Source organism: Kitasatospora sp. NPDC127060 (genome assembly GCF_042724935.1).
Classification (GTDB): domain Bacteria; phylum Actinomycetota; class Actinomycetes; order Streptomycetales; family Streptomycetaceae; genus Kitasatospora.
Map to the genome: position 1 here is coordinate 78071 of NZ_JBHXEG010000026.1, position 15269 is coordinate 93339.

Annotated in this window: 24 protein-coding genes; 1 reads left to right on the top strand and 23 read right to left on the bottom strand. The window is 67.7% G+C overall.

Features of this window, described 5'->3' with window-relative positions; all coding sequences use genetic code 11:
* Nucleotide 1: 1 nt before the first annotated feature.
* From rplO to ACFWIS_RS17140, 23 genes are all read right to left on the bottom strand, one after another.
* Nucleotides 2–454: a 50S ribosomal protein L15 gene (rplO, locus tag ACFWIS_RS17030; protein WP_380460886.1), complete on the bottom strand. Its 453-nt coding sequence runs from the start codon at nucleotides 452–454 to the stop codon at nucleotides 2–4.
* 2 nt (nucleotides 455–456) lie between these two features.
* Nucleotides 457–639 carry a 50S ribosomal protein L30 gene (gene rpmD, locus ACFWIS_RS17035; protein ID WP_030055835.1) on the bottom strand — a complete coding sequence of 61 codons (183 nt, stop codon included), beginning with the start codon at nucleotides 637–639 and terminating at the stop codon, nucleotides 457–459.
* Nucleotides 639–1259 carry a 30S ribosomal protein S5 gene (gene rpsE, locus ACFWIS_RS17040; RefSeq protein ID WP_030393306.1) on the bottom strand — a complete coding sequence of 207 codons (621 nt, stop codon included), beginning with the start codon at nucleotides 1257–1259 and terminating at the stop codon, nucleotides 639–641. Before rpsE ends, rpmD begins: the two co-directional genes overlap by 1 nt.
* 48 nt (nucleotides 1260–1307) lie before the next feature.
* Nucleotides 1308–1691 (bottom strand): 50S ribosomal protein L18, encoded by a 384-nt coding sequence (rplR, locus tag ACFWIS_RS17045; RefSeq protein WP_030232494.1) that lies wholly within the window; start codon nucleotides 1689–1691, stop codon nucleotides 1308–1310.
* Nucleotides 1692–1694: 3 nt separating this feature from the next.
* Entirely contained in the window at nucleotides 1695–2234 is a 540-nt protein-coding gene (gene rplF / locus ACFWIS_RS17050; protein WP_380460884.1) for a 50S ribosomal protein L6, read from the bottom strand.
* A 22-nt stretch (nucleotides 2235–2256) separates the two neighbouring features.
* The gene (gene rpsH, locus ACFWIS_RS17055; RefSeq protein ID WP_188301635.1) at nucleotides 2257–2664 is read right to left on the bottom strand and encodes a 30S ribosomal protein S8; all 408 of its coding nucleotides are present in this window, start codon (nucleotides 2662–2664) and stop codon (nucleotides 2257–2259) included.
* A 287-nt stretch (nucleotides 2665–2951) separates the two neighbouring features.
* The gene (locus tag ACFWIS_RS17060) at nucleotides 2952–3137 is read right to left on the bottom strand and encodes a type Z 30S ribosomal protein S14 (RefSeq protein WP_030055830.1); all 186 of its coding nucleotides are present in this window, start codon (nucleotides 3135–3137) and stop codon (nucleotides 2952–2954) included.
* Nucleotides 3138–3141: 4 nt separating this feature from the next.
* Nucleotides 3142–3711 (bottom strand): 50S ribosomal protein L5, encoded by a 570-nt coding sequence (gene rplE, locus ACFWIS_RS17065; RefSeq protein ID WP_030300393.1) that lies wholly within the window; start codon nucleotides 3709–3711, stop codon nucleotides 3142–3144.
* Nucleotides 3711–4022: a 50S ribosomal protein L24 gene (gene rplX / locus ACFWIS_RS17070; protein ID WP_030055828.1), complete on the bottom strand. Its 312-nt coding sequence runs from the start codon at nucleotides 4020–4022 to the stop codon at nucleotides 3711–3713. The genes rplE and rplX overlap by 1 nt, the downstream gene beginning before the upstream one ends.
* A 15-nt stretch (nucleotides 4023–4037) precedes the next feature.
* A complete protein-coding gene (rplN, locus tag ACFWIS_RS17075) occupies nucleotides 4038–4409 on the bottom strand; it encodes a 50S ribosomal protein L14 (RefSeq protein ID WP_030393301.1) in 372 nt (123 codons plus the stop codon).
* A 102-nt stretch (nucleotides 4410–4511) separates the two neighbouring features.
* Nucleotides 4512–4784 (bottom strand): 30S ribosomal protein S17, encoded by a 273-nt coding sequence (gene rpsQ / locus ACFWIS_RS17080; protein ID WP_110670527.1) that lies wholly within the window; start codon nucleotides 4782–4784, stop codon nucleotides 4512–4514.
* Nucleotides 4784–5008, bottom strand: a complete 225-nt coding sequence (gene rpmC / locus ACFWIS_RS17085; RefSeq protein ID WP_049649042.1) for a 50S ribosomal protein L29 — start codon at nucleotides 5006–5008, stop codon at nucleotides 4784–4786. The genes rpsQ and rpmC overlap by 1 nt, the downstream gene beginning before the upstream one ends.
* On the bottom strand, nucleotides 5008–5427 hold the full coding sequence (gene rplP / locus ACFWIS_RS17090) for a 50S ribosomal protein L16 (protein WP_030055824.1): 420 nt from the start codon (nucleotides 5425–5427) through the stop codon (nucleotides 5008–5010). Before rplP ends, rpmC begins: the two co-directional genes overlap by 1 nt.
* Before the next feature lie 5 nt (nucleotides 5428–5432).
* A complete protein-coding gene (gene rpsC / locus ACFWIS_RS17095; protein WP_030055823.1) occupies nucleotides 5433–6257 on the bottom strand; it encodes a 30S ribosomal protein S3 in 825 nt (274 codons plus the stop codon).
* Nucleotides 6257–6604, bottom strand: coding sequence for a 50S ribosomal protein L22 (gene rplV / locus ACFWIS_RS17100; protein ID WP_380460882.1), 348 nt, complete (start codon nucleotides 6602–6604; stop codon nucleotides 6257–6259). Before rplV ends, rpsC begins: the two co-directional genes overlap by 1 nt.
* A 57-nt stretch (nucleotides 6605–6661) precedes the next feature.
* Nucleotides 6662–6943 (bottom strand): 30S ribosomal protein S19, encoded by a 282-nt coding sequence (rpsS, locus tag ACFWIS_RS17105; protein ID WP_030055821.1) that lies wholly within the window; start codon nucleotides 6941–6943, stop codon nucleotides 6662–6664.
* A gap of 11 nt (nucleotides 6944–6954) precedes the next feature.
* Complete coding sequence (gene rplB, locus ACFWIS_RS17110) at nucleotides 6955–7791, bottom strand: 50S ribosomal protein L2 (protein ID WP_030393297.1); 837 nt, start codon at nucleotides 7789–7791, stop codon at nucleotides 6955–6957.
* A 43-nt stretch (nucleotides 7792–7834) separates the two neighbouring features.
* Complete coding sequence (gene rplW / locus ACFWIS_RS17115; protein WP_030055819.1) at nucleotides 7835–8155, bottom strand: 50S ribosomal protein L23; 321 nt, start codon at nucleotides 8153–8155, stop codon at nucleotides 7835–7837.
* Nucleotides 8155–8832 (bottom strand): 50S ribosomal protein L4, encoded by a 678-nt coding sequence (rplD, locus tag ACFWIS_RS17120; protein WP_380460880.1) that lies wholly within the window; start codon nucleotides 8830–8832, stop codon nucleotides 8155–8157. The genes rplW and rplD overlap by 1 nt, the downstream gene beginning before the upstream one ends.
* Before the next feature lie 4 nt (nucleotides 8833–8836).
* The gene (rplC, locus tag ACFWIS_RS17125) at nucleotides 8837–9484 is read right to left on the bottom strand and encodes a 50S ribosomal protein L3 (RefSeq protein WP_350503569.1); all 648 of its coding nucleotides are present in this window, start codon (nucleotides 9482–9484) and stop codon (nucleotides 8837–8839) included.
* Between the two features lie 14 nt (nucleotides 9485–9498).
* On the bottom strand, nucleotides 9499–9807 hold the full coding sequence (rpsJ, locus tag ACFWIS_RS17130) for a 30S ribosomal protein S10 (RefSeq protein WP_012785157.1): 309 nt from the start codon (nucleotides 9805–9807) through the stop codon (nucleotides 9499–9501).
* A gap of 417 nt (nucleotides 9808–10224) precedes the next feature.
* Nucleotides 10225–12045, bottom strand: coding sequence for a hypothetical protein (locus ACFWIS_RS17135; RefSeq protein WP_380460878.1), 1821 nt, complete (start codon nucleotides 12043–12045; stop codon nucleotides 10225–10227).
* A gap of 146 nt (nucleotides 12046–12191) precedes the next feature.
* Nucleotides 12192–13085, bottom strand: a complete 894-nt coding sequence (locus ACFWIS_RS17140; protein WP_380460876.1) for a glycosyltransferase — start codon at nucleotides 13083–13085, stop codon at nucleotides 12192–12194.
* Between the two features lie 503 nt (nucleotides 13086–13588).
* Here ACFWIS_RS17140 and ACFWIS_RS17145 point away from each other — a divergent pair.
* The gene (locus ACFWIS_RS17145; RefSeq protein ID WP_380460874.1) at nucleotides 13589–15217 is read left to right on the top strand and encodes a hypothetical protein; all 1629 of its coding nucleotides are present in this window, start codon (nucleotides 13589–13591) and stop codon (nucleotides 15215–15217) included.
* Nucleotides 15218–15269: the final 52 nt, after the last annotated feature.

Genomic DNA, 15269 nt, shown 5'->3' on the forward strand with positions numbered 1-15269 from the left:
CTCAGACGAGCTCGGTGACCGTACCGCCGGCGGCCTTGATCTTCTCGGCGGCCGAGCCGGAGACGGCGTCGACCGTCACCTGCAGCGCAACCGAGACCTCGCCGGTGCCGAGCACCTTGACGAGGGAGTTCTTGCGAACCGCGCCCTTGGCGACCAGGTCCTCGATCGTGACCTCGCCACCCTGCGGGTAGAGCTCGGCCAGCTTGTCGAGGTTGACGACCTGGAACGTGATCTTGAACGGGTTCTTGAAGCCCTTCAGCTTCGGCAGACGCATGTGGAGCGGCATCTGGCCACCCTCGAAGCGCTGCGGAACCTGGTAGCGGGCCTTGGTGCCCTTGGTACCACGACCGGCGGTCTTACCCTTGGAGCCCTCACCACGACCCACACGGATCTTGTCGGTCTTGGCACCCGGGGCGGGCCGCAGGTTGTGGATCTTGATCGGGTTGTCGCCCATGATCAGTCCACCTCCTCAACCGTCACCAGGTGACGGACCGTGTGGGCCATCCCGCGGATCTCGGGACGGTCCTCCTTGACCACCACATCGTGCATGCGCTTGAGACCAAGCGAACGCAGGGTGTCACGGTGGTTCTGCTTGCTGCCGATGTACGACTTGGTCTGCGTGATCTTCAGGCGAGCCATCAGGCGCTCACCCCAGCAGCACGCGCCCGCAGCAGAGCGGCGGGGGCCACGTCCTCCAGCGGCAGACCACGACGGGCGGCGATCTCCTCGGGGCGCACGAGGCCCTTCAGAGCGGCCACCGTGGCGTGCACGATGTTGATCGCGTTGTCCGAGCCGAGCGACTTCGACAGGATGTCGTGGATGCCGGCGCACTCCAGGACGGCGCGCACCGGACCACCGGCGATAACACCGGTACCGGGGGCGGCGGGCTTCAGCAGCACGACGCCGGCGGCCTTCTCACCCTGGATCGGGTGCGGGATGGTGCCCTGGATACGGGGAACCTTGAAGAAGTTCTTCTTGGCCTCCTCGACACCCTTCGCGATGGCGGCCGGAACCTCCTTCGCCTTCCCGTAACCGACACCCACGGTGCCGTCACCATCGCCCACCACGACCAGCGCGGTGAAGCTGAAGCGACGACCACCCTTGACAACCTTGGCGACACGGTTGATCGCGACGACGCGCTCGACGTAAGCGGTCTTCTCGACGGCGGGGGCGTTGCCCCGGTCGTCACGCTTACGGTCGCGCCGCTCGCCACCGGTGCCGCCACCGGCGCCGCTACCGCGGCGCTGGGGTCCAGCCATTGGATTTACCTCTCTCGTTTACGTCCGTCGACAGAGTCGACGAGCGGCTTAGAAGTCGAGCCCGGCCTCACGGGCCGCGTCCGCCAGGGCGGCGATGCGGCCGGCGTACCGGTTGCCCGCGCGGTCGAAGACGACCGCCTCGATGCCGGCAGCCTTGGCGCGCTCGGCGACCAGGCTCCCGACCTTCTTGGCCAGCTCGGTCTTGTCGCCCTCGGCGCCCTTGATGGACACGTCGAGGGTGGACGCCGACGCCAGGGTGTGACCCTTGGCGTCGTCGATGACCTGGGCGACCATGTGACGGTTCGAGCGCGTCACAACGAGGCGCGGACGCACCTCGGTGCCGACGACGCGCTTGCGAACGCGGATCGCGCGGCGCTTGCGAGCGGCGCTCTTGTAGGCGTTGCCCTTGCCGATCTTGACAGAGACGCTCATCGCTTACTTACCACTCTTTCCGACCTTGCGGCGGATGACCTCGCCCGCGTACTTGACACCCTTGGCCTTGTACGGGTCGGGCTTGCGCAGCTTGCGGATCTTCGCGGCGACCTCGCCGACCTTCTGCTTGTCGATGCCGTCCACGTGGAACTTGGTGGCCGACTCGACGACGAAGGTGATGCCTTCGGGGGCCTCGACCAGAATCGGGTGGCTGTAGCCCAGCTGGAACTCCATGTCGGAGCCCTTCGCCAGAACTCGGTAGCCGACACCGCTGATCTCCAGCGACTTGCGGTAGCCCGCGGTCACGCCGGTGATCATGTTCGCCACCAGCGTGCGGGAAAGGCCGTGCAGGGCCTTCGACAGACGCTCGTCGTTGGGGCGGGTGACGAGCAGCGTGCCGTCCTCGCCCTTGCCGATCTCGATCGGCGCGGCGACAACGTGGGTGAGGGAGCCCTTCGGGCCCTTCACCGAGACCGCCTGGCCATCGATGGTGACGTCCACGCCGGCGGGAACCGGGATGGGCAGCCGTCCAATGCGCGACATTGCTGTACCTCCGTTTCCCGAATTACCAGACGTAGGCGAGAACTTCTCCGCCTACGCCCTTCTTGGCAGCCTGCTTGTCGGTGAGGAGACCGGAGGACGTGGAGATGATCGCCACGCCCAGGCCGCCGAGCACCTTCGGCAGGTTGGTGGACTTTGCGTAAACGCGCAGACCCGGCTTGCTGATGCGCTTGATGCCGGCGATGGAGCGCTCACGGTTGGGGCCGAACTTGAGCTCGATGGTCAGCTTCTTGCCGACCTCGCCCTCAGTGGGCTCCTCAACCTTGTAGGAGGAGATGTACCCCTCCTGCTGCAGGATCTGGGCGACGTGCGCCTTGATCTTGCTGGCCGGCATCGCCACGGTGTCGTGGTACGCCGAGTTCGCGTTACGCAGACGCGTGAGCATGTCTGCGATGGGGTCGGTCATGGTCATGATGGCCTCAGGCCTCTCTCGCCGTGGTTTCTCCGCACCAGGTCCCCCTGCCGGACTCTTCCGAGTTCGTCAGGGGCACAAGCGCAGGGGACCTACGACGTAGTAAGACTGGGTGCGAGCCCTCTCAGAAGAGGACCACGGACATCCATGGGAATGCCGTGGCGGGGGGCCCGACCCCACTACCTTACGGGAATCCGTACGGCAGGCCCAAAACGGGCCGGTGTGGGATCGGGCACCTCTGCTTCGCTGGCGGTACCTAAAAGCTCTGGCCCTCTACGGGGAGAGGACTACCAGGAGCTCTTGGTCACGCCCGGCAGCTCGCCGCGGTGCGCCATCTCACGGAGGCAGACACGGCACAGGCCGAACTTGCGGTACACCGAGTGCGGACGGCCGCAGCGCTGGCACCGGGTGTAGGCCCGGACGCCGAACTTCGGCTTGCGCTCGGACTTCGCGATGAGGGACTTCTTCGCCATTGGCTCACGCCTCCTTGAACGGGAAGCCCAGAGCACGCAGGAGCGCCCGGCCCTCGTCGTCGGTCTGAGCGGTGGTCACGACGGTGATGTCCATACCGCGCTGACGGTCGACCTTGTCCTGGTCGATCTCGTGGAACATAACCTGCTCGGTCAGACCGAAGGTGTAGTTGCCACGGCCGTCGAACTGCTTCGGGGAGAGGCCACGGAAGTCACGGATACGCGGCAGGGCCAGCGACACCAGACGGTCCAGGAACTCCCACATGCGGTCACCACGGAGGGTGACGTGGGTGCCGATCGGCTGACCCTCGCGCAGCTTGAACTGCGCGATGGACTTGCGAGCCTTGGTCACGGCCGGCTTCTGACCGGTGATCGCGGTCAGGTCGCGGATCGCGCCCTCGATCAGCTTGCTGTCACGAGCGGCCTCGCCGACACCCATGTTGACGACGACCTTGACCAGGCCGGGCGTCAGCATGACGTTCTCGTACGAGAACTGCTCCTGCAGCTGACCCTTGATCTCGGAGTTGTAACGCTCCTTGAGACGGGGGGTCACCTTCTCAACAGACGTCTCAGACATCAGATGTCCTCACCGGTTCGCTTGGCAACGCGGATCTTGTTGCCCTCGTCATCGAAGCGGTAGCCAACGCGGGTGACGACCTTCTTGCCGTCCTTCTCCACGACCAGCTGGACGTTGGAGACGTGCACCGGGGCCTCGACGGTGACGATGCCACCCTGAGTGCCCGGGCCCGGCTTGGTGTGCTTCTTGACCCGGTTCACACCCTCGACCAGGACCTTGTTCTCGGCGGGCATGGCCTGGATGACCTTGCCCTGCTTGCCGCGGTCCTTGCCGGTGATGACCTGAACCAGGTCACCCTTCTTGATCTTCATGCTGTTCGCCATGGGTTAGAGCACCTCCGGCGCAAGCGAGATGATCTTCATGAACTTCTTGTCGCGCAGCTCGCGGCCCACCGGGCCGAAGATGCGGGTACCACGGGGGTCGCCATCGGTGTTCTTGAGGACGACGGCGGCGTTCTCGTCGAACCGGATGTACGAACCGTCGGGGCGACGGCGCGACTTCACGGTACGGACGACGACGCACTTGACGACGTCACCCTTCTTGACCGAACCGCCGGGGATCGCGTCCTTGACGGTCGCGACGATGACGTCCCCGATGCCGGCGTAGCGGCGACCGGAACCACCGAGAACGCGGATGCAAAGGATTTCCTTCGCGCCCGTGTTGTCGGCGACACGCAGTCGCGACTCCTGCTGGATCACAGCTTTCTCCTGATCGTCAACGAGAGCTGACGGGCCGGCCGCTGCTCACACCAGCGCCCGCGAGGGACCTGGTGCACATACGGCCGTACCGCATCAACTTCGTTACTTGGCCTTCTCGAGGATCTCGACGACGCGCCAGCGCTTCGTCGCGGACAGCGGGCGGGTCTCCGCGAGGAGGACCCGGTCGCCGATGCCGCAGGCGTTCTGCTCGTCGTGCGCCTTCAGCTTGTTCGTACGGCGGATGACCTTGCCGTACAGAGCGTGCTTGACGCGGTCCTCGACGGCGACGACGACGGTCTTGTCCATCTTGTCGCTGACGACGAGACCCTCACGGGTCTTGCGGAAACCGCGCGTCTCGTTGGTGTTCTCAGTCATCAGGCGCTCTCCACCGTCTCGATGCCCAGCTCGCGCTCGCGCATCAGGGTGTAGATCCGCGCGATGTCCTTACGGACGAGCTTGAGCCGTCCGTGGTTGTCGAGCTGCCCGGTCGCCGCCTGGAAGCGGAGGTTGAACAGCTCCTCCTTGGCCTCACGGAGCTTGGCAACGAGACCCTCGTTGTCCAGCTCGCGGAGGTCAGCAGCCTTGGTGCCGGCCGACATCAGCTCTCACCTGCCTCGCGCCGGATGATCCGGCACTTCATCGGGAGCTTGTGAGCTGCGCGGGTCAGCGCCTCACGAGCCACCTTCTCGTTGGGGTACGACAGCTCGAACATGACCCGACCCGGGTGCACGTTCGCGATCCACCACTCGGGCGAACCCTTACCGGAACCCATGCGGGTCTCGGCCGGCTTCTTGGTGAGCGGACGGTCCGGGTAGATGTTGATCCAGACCTTGCCGCCACGCTTGATGTGACGGGTGACGGCGATACGAGCGGACTCGATCTGCCGGTTCGTCACGTAGGCCGGGGTGACGGCCTGGATGCCGTACTCGCCGAAGGCGAGCTCGGTGCCACCCTTGGCAGCGCCGCGGCGCTTGGGGTGGTGCTGCTTGCGGTGCTTGACCCGACGGGGGATCAGCATTGGAGTCAGGCCTCCGTTCCGGTGTTCTCGGCAGCCGGAGCCTCGGCGACCGGGGCCGCGGGGGCCTCGGCAGCGGCGGGGCGACGGCCACGGCCACCGCGCTCGCCACCACGGCGCTCGCCACCGCGGGCGGGACGACCACCCTCGGGACGGGCCGGGCGGTTGCCCGAGCGGGCAGCGGCGTTCTCAGCGCGGACCTCGGCGATGTTCTTGACGTCGCCCTTGTAGATCCAGACCTTCACACCGATGCGGCCGAAGGTCGTCTTGGCCTCGAAGAAGCCGTAGTCGACGTTGGCGCGCAGGGTGTGCAGCGGCACACGGCCCTCGCGGTAGAACTCCGAGCGGCTCATCTCGGCGCCGCCGAGACGACCGGAGCACTGGACCTTGATGCCCTTGGCGCCGGACTTCATGGTGCCCTGCATCGACTTGCGCATGGCACGACGGAAGGAGACGCGGGAGGACAGCTGCTCCGCGACGCCCTGAGCCACGAGCTGGGCGTCCAGCTCGGGGTTCTTGACCTCGAGGATGTTCAGCTGGACCTGCTTGCCGGTCAGCTTCTCGAGGTCGCCGCGGATGCGGTCGGCCTCGGTGCCACGGCGGCCGATGACGATGCCGGGGCGAGCGGTGTGGATGTCGACGCGGACGCGGTCGCGGGTGCGCTCGATCTCGACCTTGGAGATGCCGGCGCGCTCCATGCCCTTCGTCATCATGCGACGAATGGCAACGTCTTCCTTGACGTAGTCCTTGTACAGCTTGTCGGCGTACCAACGGGACTTGAAGTCCGTGCTGATGCCGAGGCGGAACCCGTGCGGGTTAACCTTCTGGCCCATTACCGGGTCCCTTCCTTGCTGCTGACGACCACGGTGATGTGGCTGGTCCGCTTGCGGATCCGGTAGGCGCGGCCCTGAGCACGCGGACGGAACCGCTTCAGGGTCGGGCCCTCGTCAACGTACGCCTCGGAGATGTAGAGGTCGTCCACGTTGGAGTGGTTGTAGTTGTGCGCGGCGTTGGCAATGGCGCTGTCGAGCACCTTGCCCACCGGCACGGTGGCGGCCTGCGGAGCGAAACGCAGGACGGCCTGGGCCTCCGTGGCCTGAAGGCCACGGATGAGGTCCACCACGCGGCGGGCCTTCATGGGCGTGACGCGGATGTACCGCGCCTGGGCCCTGGCTTCCATGGTTGTCCCCTTAATGGAGTAAGTCATTGAGTCGTTCTGGCGCTGAAGCTCAGGCGACTAGCGACGCTTCGACTTGCGGTCGTCCTTGACGTGGCCGCGGAAGGTGCGGGTCGGAGCGAACTCGCCCAGCTTGTGGCCGACCATCGACTCGGTGACGAACACCGGGACGTGCTTGCGACCATCGTGAACCGCGATCGTGTGGCCAAGCATGGCCGGGAAGATCACGGAGCGACGGGACCAGGTCTTGATGACGTTCTGGGTACCCGCCTCGTTCTGCGCGTCCACCTTCTTGAGAAGGTGGCCGTCGATGAAGGGGCCCTTCTTGAGACTGCGCGGCATCTGACCTGCTCCTAGCGCTTCTTGTTGGTCTTGCGGCGGCGCACGATGAGAGCGTCCGACGCCTTCTTCGGGCGACGGGTGCGACCCTCCTTCTGGCCCCACGGCGAGACCGGGTGGCGACCACCAGAGGTCTTACCCTCACCACCACCGTGCGGGTGGTCGATCGGGTTCATGGCGACACCACGCACGGTCGGGCGAACGCCCTTCCAGCGCATGCGGCCGGCCTTGCCCCAGTTGATGTTCGACTGCTCGGCGTTGCCGACCTCGCCGACGGTCGCGCGGCAGCGCGCGTCCACCAGGCGGATCTCGCCGGAGGGCATGCGCAGGTGCGCCATCTTGCCCTCACGCGCCAGCAGCTGGATGCCGGAGCCGGCCGAGCGGGCCAGCTTGGCACCGCCGCCGGGACGCAGCTCCACCGCGTGGATGGTGGTACCGACCGGGATGTTGCGCAGCGGCAGGTTGTTGCCCGGCTTGATGTCGGCGCCAGCGCCGTTCTCGATCCGGTCGCCCTGCGTGATGCCGCGCGGCGCGATGATGTAGCGCTTCTCGCCGTCCGCGTAGTGCAGGAGCGCGATGCGCGCGGTGCGGTTGGGGTCGTACTCGATGTGCGCGACCTTGGCCGGCACGCCGTCCTTGTCGTGACGACGGAAGTCGATCACGCGGTAGGCGCGCTTGTGACCGCCACCCTGGTGGCGAACGGTGATCCGACCGGCGTTGTTACGGCCGCCCTTGCTGTGCAGGGGGCGAACCAGCGACTTCTCCGGCGTGGACCGCGTGATCTCTACGAAGTCGGCCACGCTGGAGCCACGACGGCCCGGCGTAGTCGGCTTGTACTTGCGGATGCCCATTTGGCTCTCTCGTCCTCGTCCTTATCGACGATCACGATCTCCGTTAGGAGACCGGACCACCGAAGATGTCGATGCGGTTGCCCTCGGCCAGCGTCACGATGGCGCGCTTGGTGTCCTTGCGCTTGCCAAAGCCCGTCTTGGAGCGCTTGCGCTTGCCCTGACGGTTGATCGTGTTGACAGCCTCGACCTTGACCGAGAAGACCGCCTCGACGGCCTGCTTGATCTGGGTCTTGTTGGCGCCCGGCGACACGATGAACGTGTACTTGTTCTCGTCGAGAAGGCTGTAGCTCTTCTCGGAGATGACCGGCTTCACCAGGACGTCACGGGGGTCCGTGAACGTCTTGCTCGTGATCTCTGCAGCCATCAGGCGGCGCTCCCTTCGAGCTCGCCCTCAGCAGCCACAGCCTTGGCGGACGCGGCGGGACCCGCCACGAAACGCTCGAAGGCGGCCTGGGTGAAGACCACATCGTCGGAGACGAGCACGTCGTAGGTGTTCAGCTGACCGGCGTCCAGGATGTGCACGTGCGGCAGGTTGCGAGCGGACTTCAGGCCCAGCTCGTCCTCGCGCTCGACGACCAGCAGGACGTTCTTGCGCTCGGTGATCTTGCCGAACAGGCCCTTGGCGGCCTTGGTCGACGGCACCTCGGTCGCGGTCACGCCGGTGACGACGTGAATGCGGTTGTGGCGGGCCCGGTCGGTGAGCGCACCGCGCAGGGCGGCGGCGATCATCTTCTTCGGGGTCCGCTGCGAGTAGTCGCGCGGCACGGGACCGTGCACGACGCCACCGCCGGCGAACTGCGGCGCACGGGTCGAGCCCTGACGGGCGCGGCCGGTGCCCTTCTGGCGGTACGGCTTCTTGCCGCCACCGCGGACCTCGCCGCGAGACTTGGTCTTGTGGGTGCCCTGACGGGCCGCAGCGAGCTGCGCCACGACGACCTGGTGCATCAGCGGAACGCTGACCTTCGCGTCGAAGATCTCGGCCGGCAGCTCGAGGCTGCCGGTCTTGTCGCCCGAGGGCGACAGGATGTCAATGGTGCTCATATCCTCACAGCCCCTTCGCCGCAGTGCGGACGAGGATGAGGCCGCCGTTCGGGCCCGGGATTGCGCCCTTGATCAGGAGCAGCCCCTTCTCCGCGTCAACGGCATGGATGGTCAGGTTCTGGGTGGTCACACGCTCGTGGCCCATCCGGCCGGCCATCCTCACGCCCTTGAACACGCGACCCGGGGTGGCGCAGCCACCGATCGAGCCGGGCGAGCGGTGCTTGCGCTGCACACCGTGACCGGCGCCGAGGCCCCGGAAGTTGTGGCGCTTCATGACACCGGCGAAGCCCTTGCCCTTGGAGGTGCCGGTCACATCGACCTTGACACCCGCCTCGAACAGCTCGGCGGTGATCTCCTGGCCGAGGGTGTACTCGGACGCGTCCGAGGTACGGAGCTCGACCAGGTGACGACGCGGGGTGACACCGGCCTTGGCGAAGTGGCCCGCGAGGGGCTTGTTCACCTTGCGGGGGTCGATCTCGCCGAAGCCGATCTGGACGGCGTCGTAGCCGGCCGGGCTGTCTGCGGTGTGGACCTGGGTCACGACATTGGGCCCAGCCTTGACGACGGTCACCGGGACGACCCGGTTGTTCTCGTCCCAGACCTGGGTCATGCCGAGCTTCTCGCCCAGGATGCCCTTAATCTGCTTAGCCATCTTCGGTGCGCCTCTCAGAGCTTGATCTCGATGTCGACGCCAGCCGGCAGGTCGAGACGCATGAGCGAGTCAACCGTCTTCGGCGTGGGGTCGAGGATGTCGATCAGACGCTTGTGAGTACGCATCTCGAAGTGCTCGCGCGAGTCCTTGTACTTGTGCGGCGAGCGGATGACGCAGTACACGTTCTTCTCAGTGGGCAGCGGCACCGGGCCCGCGACCTGCGCACCAGTACGAATCACCGTCTCGACGATCTTCTTCGCCGAGGAGTCGATGACCTCGTGGTCGTAGGCCTTGAGCCGGATGCGGATCTTCTGTCCCGCCATGGCTACTCAGTAGTCCTTTGTCTTCAGTCACTTCACGGCCACCCTCCGACCCCCGCGCTCGGGCGTGTCGCACTGGCGCTTGCAAAAAACCGGCGAAGAAGCTCGTCGGTTTCAACTTTCGGGGTGGGAGGCGCCGGGTCGAGGCCCCGCACACGCTTCCCGGAAGATTCCCGTACTTTCGCCCCGCAGCTGCCGTGGCGTAGAAGTCACGCTTGACGGCCATCACGGGAACGACGAGTACATGGGACTCGCTTCCAGTCCTCCCGGCGGGAGGCGCGCAGCATCGGCACTCAACCGAGCAACTTGGACATACTGCCACATGGAGCAGCCCGGATGCCAATCGGGGCCGGTGAGGTGTACCTCACCGGCCCCGATCGGGTGACCGTCAGCGCCGGCGGCCTCCGCCGGCGGCCCGGATCACCAGGGACGCTTGGTGCCGCAGACCGTCGCCCACTCGTCGCCGCTCACGTTGGCGCACCACAACTGGCCCTTGTCCGGGTCGTTGTTGTACTCGTGAAGGCCCTTGTTCACCGGCGCGCAGTCGTGCGGGCCGGCCGGGTCGTACTTGGGGCACTTGCCGTTCTCGTTCACCAGGATGTGCGCGCGCCAGGCGTCGATGCCCATGTCGACGTTCTGGGTGCCGCTGCTCGGGAGGAGCTTCGGGTCCGTGGTCGGCATGTAGCGGTCCACCGACCAGGAGGCCGACATGGTGGCGAACAGCGCCACCGCGCAGACCGCGCCCGCGACCAGCCGGCCGGTGACCGCCGGGCGCAGGGTCAGCGGCACCGGCCCGCCGTCGACGCTGACCCGCTGCACCGTCCGCAGCCAGCCCGTGCCGCGCTGGACGGCGAACATCAGGCCGAGCACGGCCAGGATCATCAGCGCGTACAGGATGATCCAGGTGGTGCGCGGGTACAGCTGGACGGCCTTGGCCTGGGCCAGGTGCGAGGCGAACCAGTAGCGCAGCAGCCAGGCACTCACCAGGGTGACCGCGGTGGTCCGGACGGCGATGCTGCGCAGCCCGAGGCCGAGCGCCAGCGCGACGCCGGCCAGCAGCAGCAGGGTGTAGGCGCTCTGCCCGGCGAGCTCACCGCGCCACGGGAAGTTGTGGTACGTGAGGTCGCCGGTGCGGTCCGAGGCCCAGCCCATGATGTACGCCGGGTCGATGTACACCGAGAGGTAGGCGTACCGGTCCTTGGCCTGGGCTCCCAGCCGCACCAGCTCGTACAGCAGCGGCGCGCCGACCACGCCGGCGCTCACCAGGGTGACGGCCAGGAACAGCAGCACCGGCTTGATCCGGGCGGCGCCCTTGCGCCACGGCACCAGGAACAGCGTCAGGACGAGGACGCCCGGCGCGGCCCAGACGAACCAGCCCGAGTACCAGAGGAACATCAGGCCGAACGAGACGCCGAAGCCGACCCCGCGCAGCACCGTGGAGCGGGTGGTCAGCCGGTGCGCCCGGCGCAGCTCGCGCAGCGCCCCGGCCAGCATCGGCACCATCACCAGCATGGTGACGTGGCTGTACGGCCGGATCGGGTCCAGGAACAGGATCGCGGACGGGACCGCGATCAGCAGCGCCCAGAACGGGCGCAGCAGCAGCCGCCAGGACAGGTACGCCATCGGGCCGACCAGCGCGCTGCAGATCAGCTGGACGTCCTTCATGGCGTAGCCGACGCCACCGATCCCGCCGTGGAAGAGCTTCGCCCAGACCGCCAGCAGCGCCGGGAAGCCGGGCGGGTAGACACCGGGCAGGCCCTCGCCGCGCAGCATGTCGTTGGCCATGCCGATGAGGTTGCCCGGGTCGCCCTCCTGGCCGCCGAGGCCCCAGTTCGTGCCGTGCAGCGCCACCGCGATGCCGCCGGCGACCGCGCCGGTCGCCAGACCGGCGACGGCCGCGCAGACCAGCCGCTGGAGCAGCTGGTAGCGGGCCAGGCTGCCCCGGTAGGCGGCGTACAGCAGCACCGCCAGGACGGGCAGGCCCACCACCGCGGCGTACTTCTGCACCATGGCCAGGCCGCTGACCTGGCCGACCCGGTTGAGCGGGTTGACGTTGATGCGGGTGCAGAGCAGCGTGAAGGCGAACGCCGCCACGACCGAGACCACGGCCTCGGCCGAACGGACCGCCCAGGGGCGTGCCAGCAGGCCGTCCATCCGCCCGAGGCGGGCGGCGAGCGCGCCCTCCGGTTGCCGGGGCTCCGCCTCGGAGCCGCCGACCGGGCTGGTGGCCAGATCAGTCATGTCAGTCACTTCCGTACGTCGCCACGTCCGGTGAGCGGCGTGGAGTGGCGGGTTGGGGTCGGCGAACGGATCAGCCGACATGATAGGGACTCCGCCGGGGTCCCCGGCTCCCGGCGGAATCCCGTTGCGGCCCGTTCCGGGCCTGGTCAGCTACTGCGGACGGCGCGGCCGACCATGGCGCCGGCGTGGGCGAAGTCACCCGCGCCGAGGCGTCCGGCGGCCACCATCAGGGCGTGCAGCCGGGAGGAGAGGTGGAGGTCGGCCGAGCGGGCGGCGGCGTTCCAGCCCTTGGCGCGCAGCTCCTTGGAGATCAGCGTGTAGTACTTCAGCTCCTCGTCGAAGCGCTTGCCGTCCTTGACCCGGTTCGAGGAGTCACTGGCCTGGTGGCGGCGGTAGCGGAACACCTCGCGCTCGTCGACCAGCAGGTTGCCGCCCTCCATCAGCATGTCGACCATGAACGCCAGGTCGTGCACGGCGTCGATGTCGGGGCGGTACGGGATCTTCGACAGCGCGGACTGCCGGTAGGTGAGCGACGGCGTGTACAGCCAGTTGCCGGACAGCAGGCTCTTCACCGCGGCCTCGCCGCTGATCACGCCGGCCTTGCGGGCCGGGGCGGCGATCCGGCGCTTGACCTTGTCGCCGATGCCGAGCGACGGCACCAGGTTCCCGTCGCTGTCCATCACCTTCACGCCGGGCTGGCAGGCGATCGCGGCCGGGTCGGCCTTCAGCCGCTCCAGCACGACGTCCAGGTAGTTCGGCTCCAGCAGGTCATCGGCACCCATCATCGAGACGAACTCGCGCTCGGCCAGGGTGGACGCCTTGTAGGTGTTGCCGTTGGGGCCCAGCCGCTCCTCGTTGCGCACGTAGCGGATCCGGTCGTCGTCCAGGCTCTCGATGTACTCCAGCGCCCGGTTGCCCGGGTACTGGTCGTCCACCACGGTCAGCCGCCAGTCCTGCTGGTTCTGCGCCCGGATGCTGTCGATGGTGGCGAACAGGTACTCCGGGTCGCCGTAGTACGGGATGACGAAATCGACGCTCATGACGGCGCCGCACCTCCTGGTCCTGGATCATGCTTCGGTGCCCCGGCTGCGGCCGCCGGACGGGCCCAGTCAACCAGTTCCGCCGCCCCGGTGCGTCGGCCGGTCCGTCCGTGAAACCACCGGTCGAGCCTTTCGCCGGGTTCGCGTACGTCACCGACCGGAAAGTCCGGGCAACGGAATTACATCCGCCGAACGGCCGCGCAATGAATTGGAGTTGGCAATGTCCGGATTTTCGCCGATTTAAATATGCGCCACCGGAGCGAGCCCGGCCGGGGTCCCTAGGATATCTTCGGTGCGACATGCCAACTCCCGTACAGCCGGGTTCTGAAGGGCCTCCCAGGATGACCATCAGCGTTCCGCACCGTGCCGACAGGCCTCAGCGGTCGCCCGAACAGCCATTGCTCCCCCCTCTGCCCCAACGGATGTACCGGCGCGAGAGTTCAGCGTGGTGGCTGGTGGCCGAGGGCGTCATCGGGATCACGGCTGCCATGCTCATGACCTGGGTGACCCGATTCATCGACATCGATCCGATGGTTCGTGTCGGTCAGGTCAGCGGCCTCGCCGGGCTGCAGCTCATTCTGCTGATCTCGATGGGCGTAACCGTCGGAGTACTGATGGTCATCATGCGCCGGTGGTCGATACTGCCGGTGCAATTCGGCGCCGCGATATTCGCCGGCCTCTCCAGCGGTGTGCTCGCCGGCGCCGTCGCGCTCGCGCTGCGCGGCACCCCGTGGCCGCTCGGCGGCCAGGGCGGCGACTCCGGCGTGCTCCAGGGCTGGGCCTTCAACCTCATCCACGGCCAGCCGATCGACGACACCTACCCGCCGCTCTTCCCGCACCTGCTCGGCTGGTACACCCAGCACTTCACCGACAGCGACCCCGGTCACGCGCTGAAGATGGTCAGCCTGGTGTTCATCGCGCTGCTGGGGCCGACGGCCTACGTCGCCTGGCGACTGATCCTTCCCCCGCTGTGGGCCCTGGGCATCGGCGTCACCGCCTCGCTGCCGCTGGCGGACCCGTACAAGCCCTACACCACGATCGTCCTGGTCGGGCTGCTGCCGGTGCTGGCGAAGCTGCTCCAGCTGATCCAGCGCTCCCAGCTGCTCAGCCGCGCCCGCGCCGTCGGCCTGGGGGCCGTCGTCGGGGCCGTGCTCGGCCTGCTGTTCCTGCTGTACTCGGGCTGGTTCGTCTGGTCCGCGGCCGGCCTGATGCTGATGGGCGTCGTCCTGCTCGTCCGCCAGTGGCGCACCCACGGCACCGGCGCCTTCGTCACCGCCCTGCTGCTGATCGGCGCGACCGTCGTCACCTTCGTCGCGGTCTCCGGCTTCTACCTCACCAAGTTCCTCTCCTCGGCCGGCGGGGCCGTCGACCGGTACTGCTACTTCGACGTCTACACCGAACCCAGCTACTTCATGATGTGGGGCAGCGACGTGCCCGGCGGCCTCGGGCTGGGTGCCTGGCCGGCGCCGGGCGAGATCGGCGGCGTCGGCCTGTTCGCCATCGTGCTGCTGATCGGGGGCGCCGCCGCCATCGTGGTCGGCCCGCGCAACTCGGTCGTGCTGGCCACCGCCGCGGCTGCTGCCAGCGCCTTCCTGATGCGCTACTGGTACGCCGCCCACATGTACAAGAACCAGGCGGTGATGCTCTACCCGCGCACCAACCAGCAGCTGCTGTACTGCTTCATCGTGCTCACCGGCCTGGCACTGTTCCTCGGCACCGAGCGCTTCCTGGAGCGGCGCCAGCGGACCACCGCCGACGACCGGTCCACCCCGACCGCCCGCGCGCCCCGCCGGTACGCCCTCGCCACGCTCTGCGCGCTCGGCCTGCTGTTCGGCATGGCCGGCTCGTCCACCGGCAGCCGGTACATGCCCGAGTCCAGCGCGCGCATCGACGCCACCGGCAACTTCGCGTACTCCGCCCAGGTCCTGCGCGGCCAGAACGGCAGCTGCTCGCCGTACGTCTCCGCCCAGGACTGCATCGACCCCGGCGTCCCGGCCGTCTACGACCAGGCCGCGAAGGTCCGGAAGGACCAGGAGAACCAGCAGAAGCCCGAGTACCAGGTGCTGAGCTGCCAGAAGGACAACCCCTACCCGCGGGCCCCGAAGCCGCCGGTCGGCCGGCCGCAGGGCTGATCCCGCCGTCGGAACGGCTGAGGGCCGGCACCCCCGTCGGGGGTGCCGGCCC

Excerpts from the sequence above, each read along its gene's own strand:
- ACFWIS_RS17140 (WP_380460876.1), bottom strand. The coding sequence starts at position 13,085 with ATGAGCGTCGATTTCGTCATCCCGTACTACGGCGACCCGGAGTACCTG.
- rplC (WP_350503569.1), bottom strand. The coding sequence starts at position 9,484 with ATGGCTAAGCAGATTAAGGGCATCCTGGGCGAGAAGCTCGGCATGACC.
- ACFWIS_RS17060 (WP_030055830.1), bottom strand. The coding sequence starts at position 3,137 with ATGGCGAAGAAGTCCCTCATCGCGAAGTCCGAGCGCAAGCCGAAGTTC.
- rplR (WP_030232494.1), bottom strand. The coding sequence starts at position 1,691 with ATGAGCGTCTCTGTCAAGATCGGCAAGGGCAACGCCTACAAGAGCGCC.
- rplD (WP_380460880.1), bottom strand. The coding sequence starts at position 8,832 with ATGAGCACCATTGACATCCTGTCGCCCTCGGGCGACAAGACCGGCAGC.
- rpsS (WP_030055821.1), bottom strand. The coding sequence starts at position 6,943 with ATGCCGCGCAGTCTCAAGAAGGGCCCCTTCATCGACGGCCACCTTCTC.
- rpsQ (WP_110670527.1), bottom strand. The coding sequence starts at position 4,784 with ATGACTGAGAACACCAACGAGACGCGCGGTTTCCGCAAGACCCGTGAG.
- ACFWIS_RS17135 (WP_380460878.1), bottom strand. The coding sequence starts at position 12,045 with ATGACTGATCTGGCCACCAGCCCGGTCGGCGGCTCCGAGGCGGAGCCC.
- rplX (WP_030055828.1), bottom strand. The coding sequence starts at position 4,022 with ATGAAGATCAAGAAGGGTGACCTGGTTCAGGTCATCACCGGCAAGGAC.
- rplW (WP_030055819.1), bottom strand. The coding sequence starts at position 8,155 with ATGGCTGCAGAGATCACGAGCAAGACGTTCACGGACCCCCGTGACGTC.
- rplV (WP_380460882.1), bottom strand. The coding sequence starts at position 6,604 with ATGGAAGCCAGGGCCCAGGCGCGGTACATCCGCGTCACGCCCATGAAG.
- rpsH (WP_188301635.1), bottom strand. The coding sequence starts at position 2,664 with ATGACCATGACCGACCCCATCGCAGACATGCTCACGCGTCTGCGTAAC.
- rplP (WP_030055824.1), bottom strand. The coding sequence starts at position 5,427 with ATGCTGATCCCCCGTCGGGTCAAGCACCGCAAGCAGCACCACCCCAAG.
- rpsC (WP_030055823.1), bottom strand. The coding sequence starts at position 6,257 with ATGGGCCAGAAGGTTAACCCGCACGGGTTCCGCCTCGGCATCAGCACG.
- rpmC (WP_049649042.1), bottom strand. The coding sequence starts at position 5,008 with ATGTCGGCCGGCACCAAGGCTGCTGACCTCCGCGAGCTGGACAACGAG.
- rpmD (WP_030055835.1), bottom strand. The coding sequence starts at position 639 with ATGGCTCGCCTGAAGATCACGCAGACCAAGTCGTACATCGGCAGCAAG.
- rpsJ (WP_012785157.1), bottom strand. The coding sequence starts at position 9,807 with ATGGCGGGACAGAAGATCCGCATCCGGCTCAAGGCCTACGACCACGAG.
- rplO (WP_380460886.1), bottom strand. The coding sequence starts at position 454 with ATGGGCGACAACCCGATCAAGATCCACAACCTGCGGCCCGCCCCGGGT.
- rpsE (WP_030393306.1), bottom strand. The coding sequence starts at position 1,259 with ATGGCTGGACCCCAGCGCCGCGGTAGCGGCGCCGGTGGCGGCACCGGT.
- rplB (WP_030393297.1), bottom strand. The coding sequence starts at position 7,791 with ATGGGCATCCGCAAGTACAAGCCGACTACGCCGGGCCGTCGTGGCTCC.
- rplF (WP_380460884.1), bottom strand. The coding sequence starts at position 2,234 with ATGTCGCGCATTGGACGGCTGCCCATCCCGGTTCCCGCCGGCGTGGAC.
- rplE (WP_030300393.1), bottom strand. The coding sequence starts at position 3,711 with ATGTCTGAGACGTCTGTTGAGAAGGTGACCCCCCGTCTCAAGGAGCGT.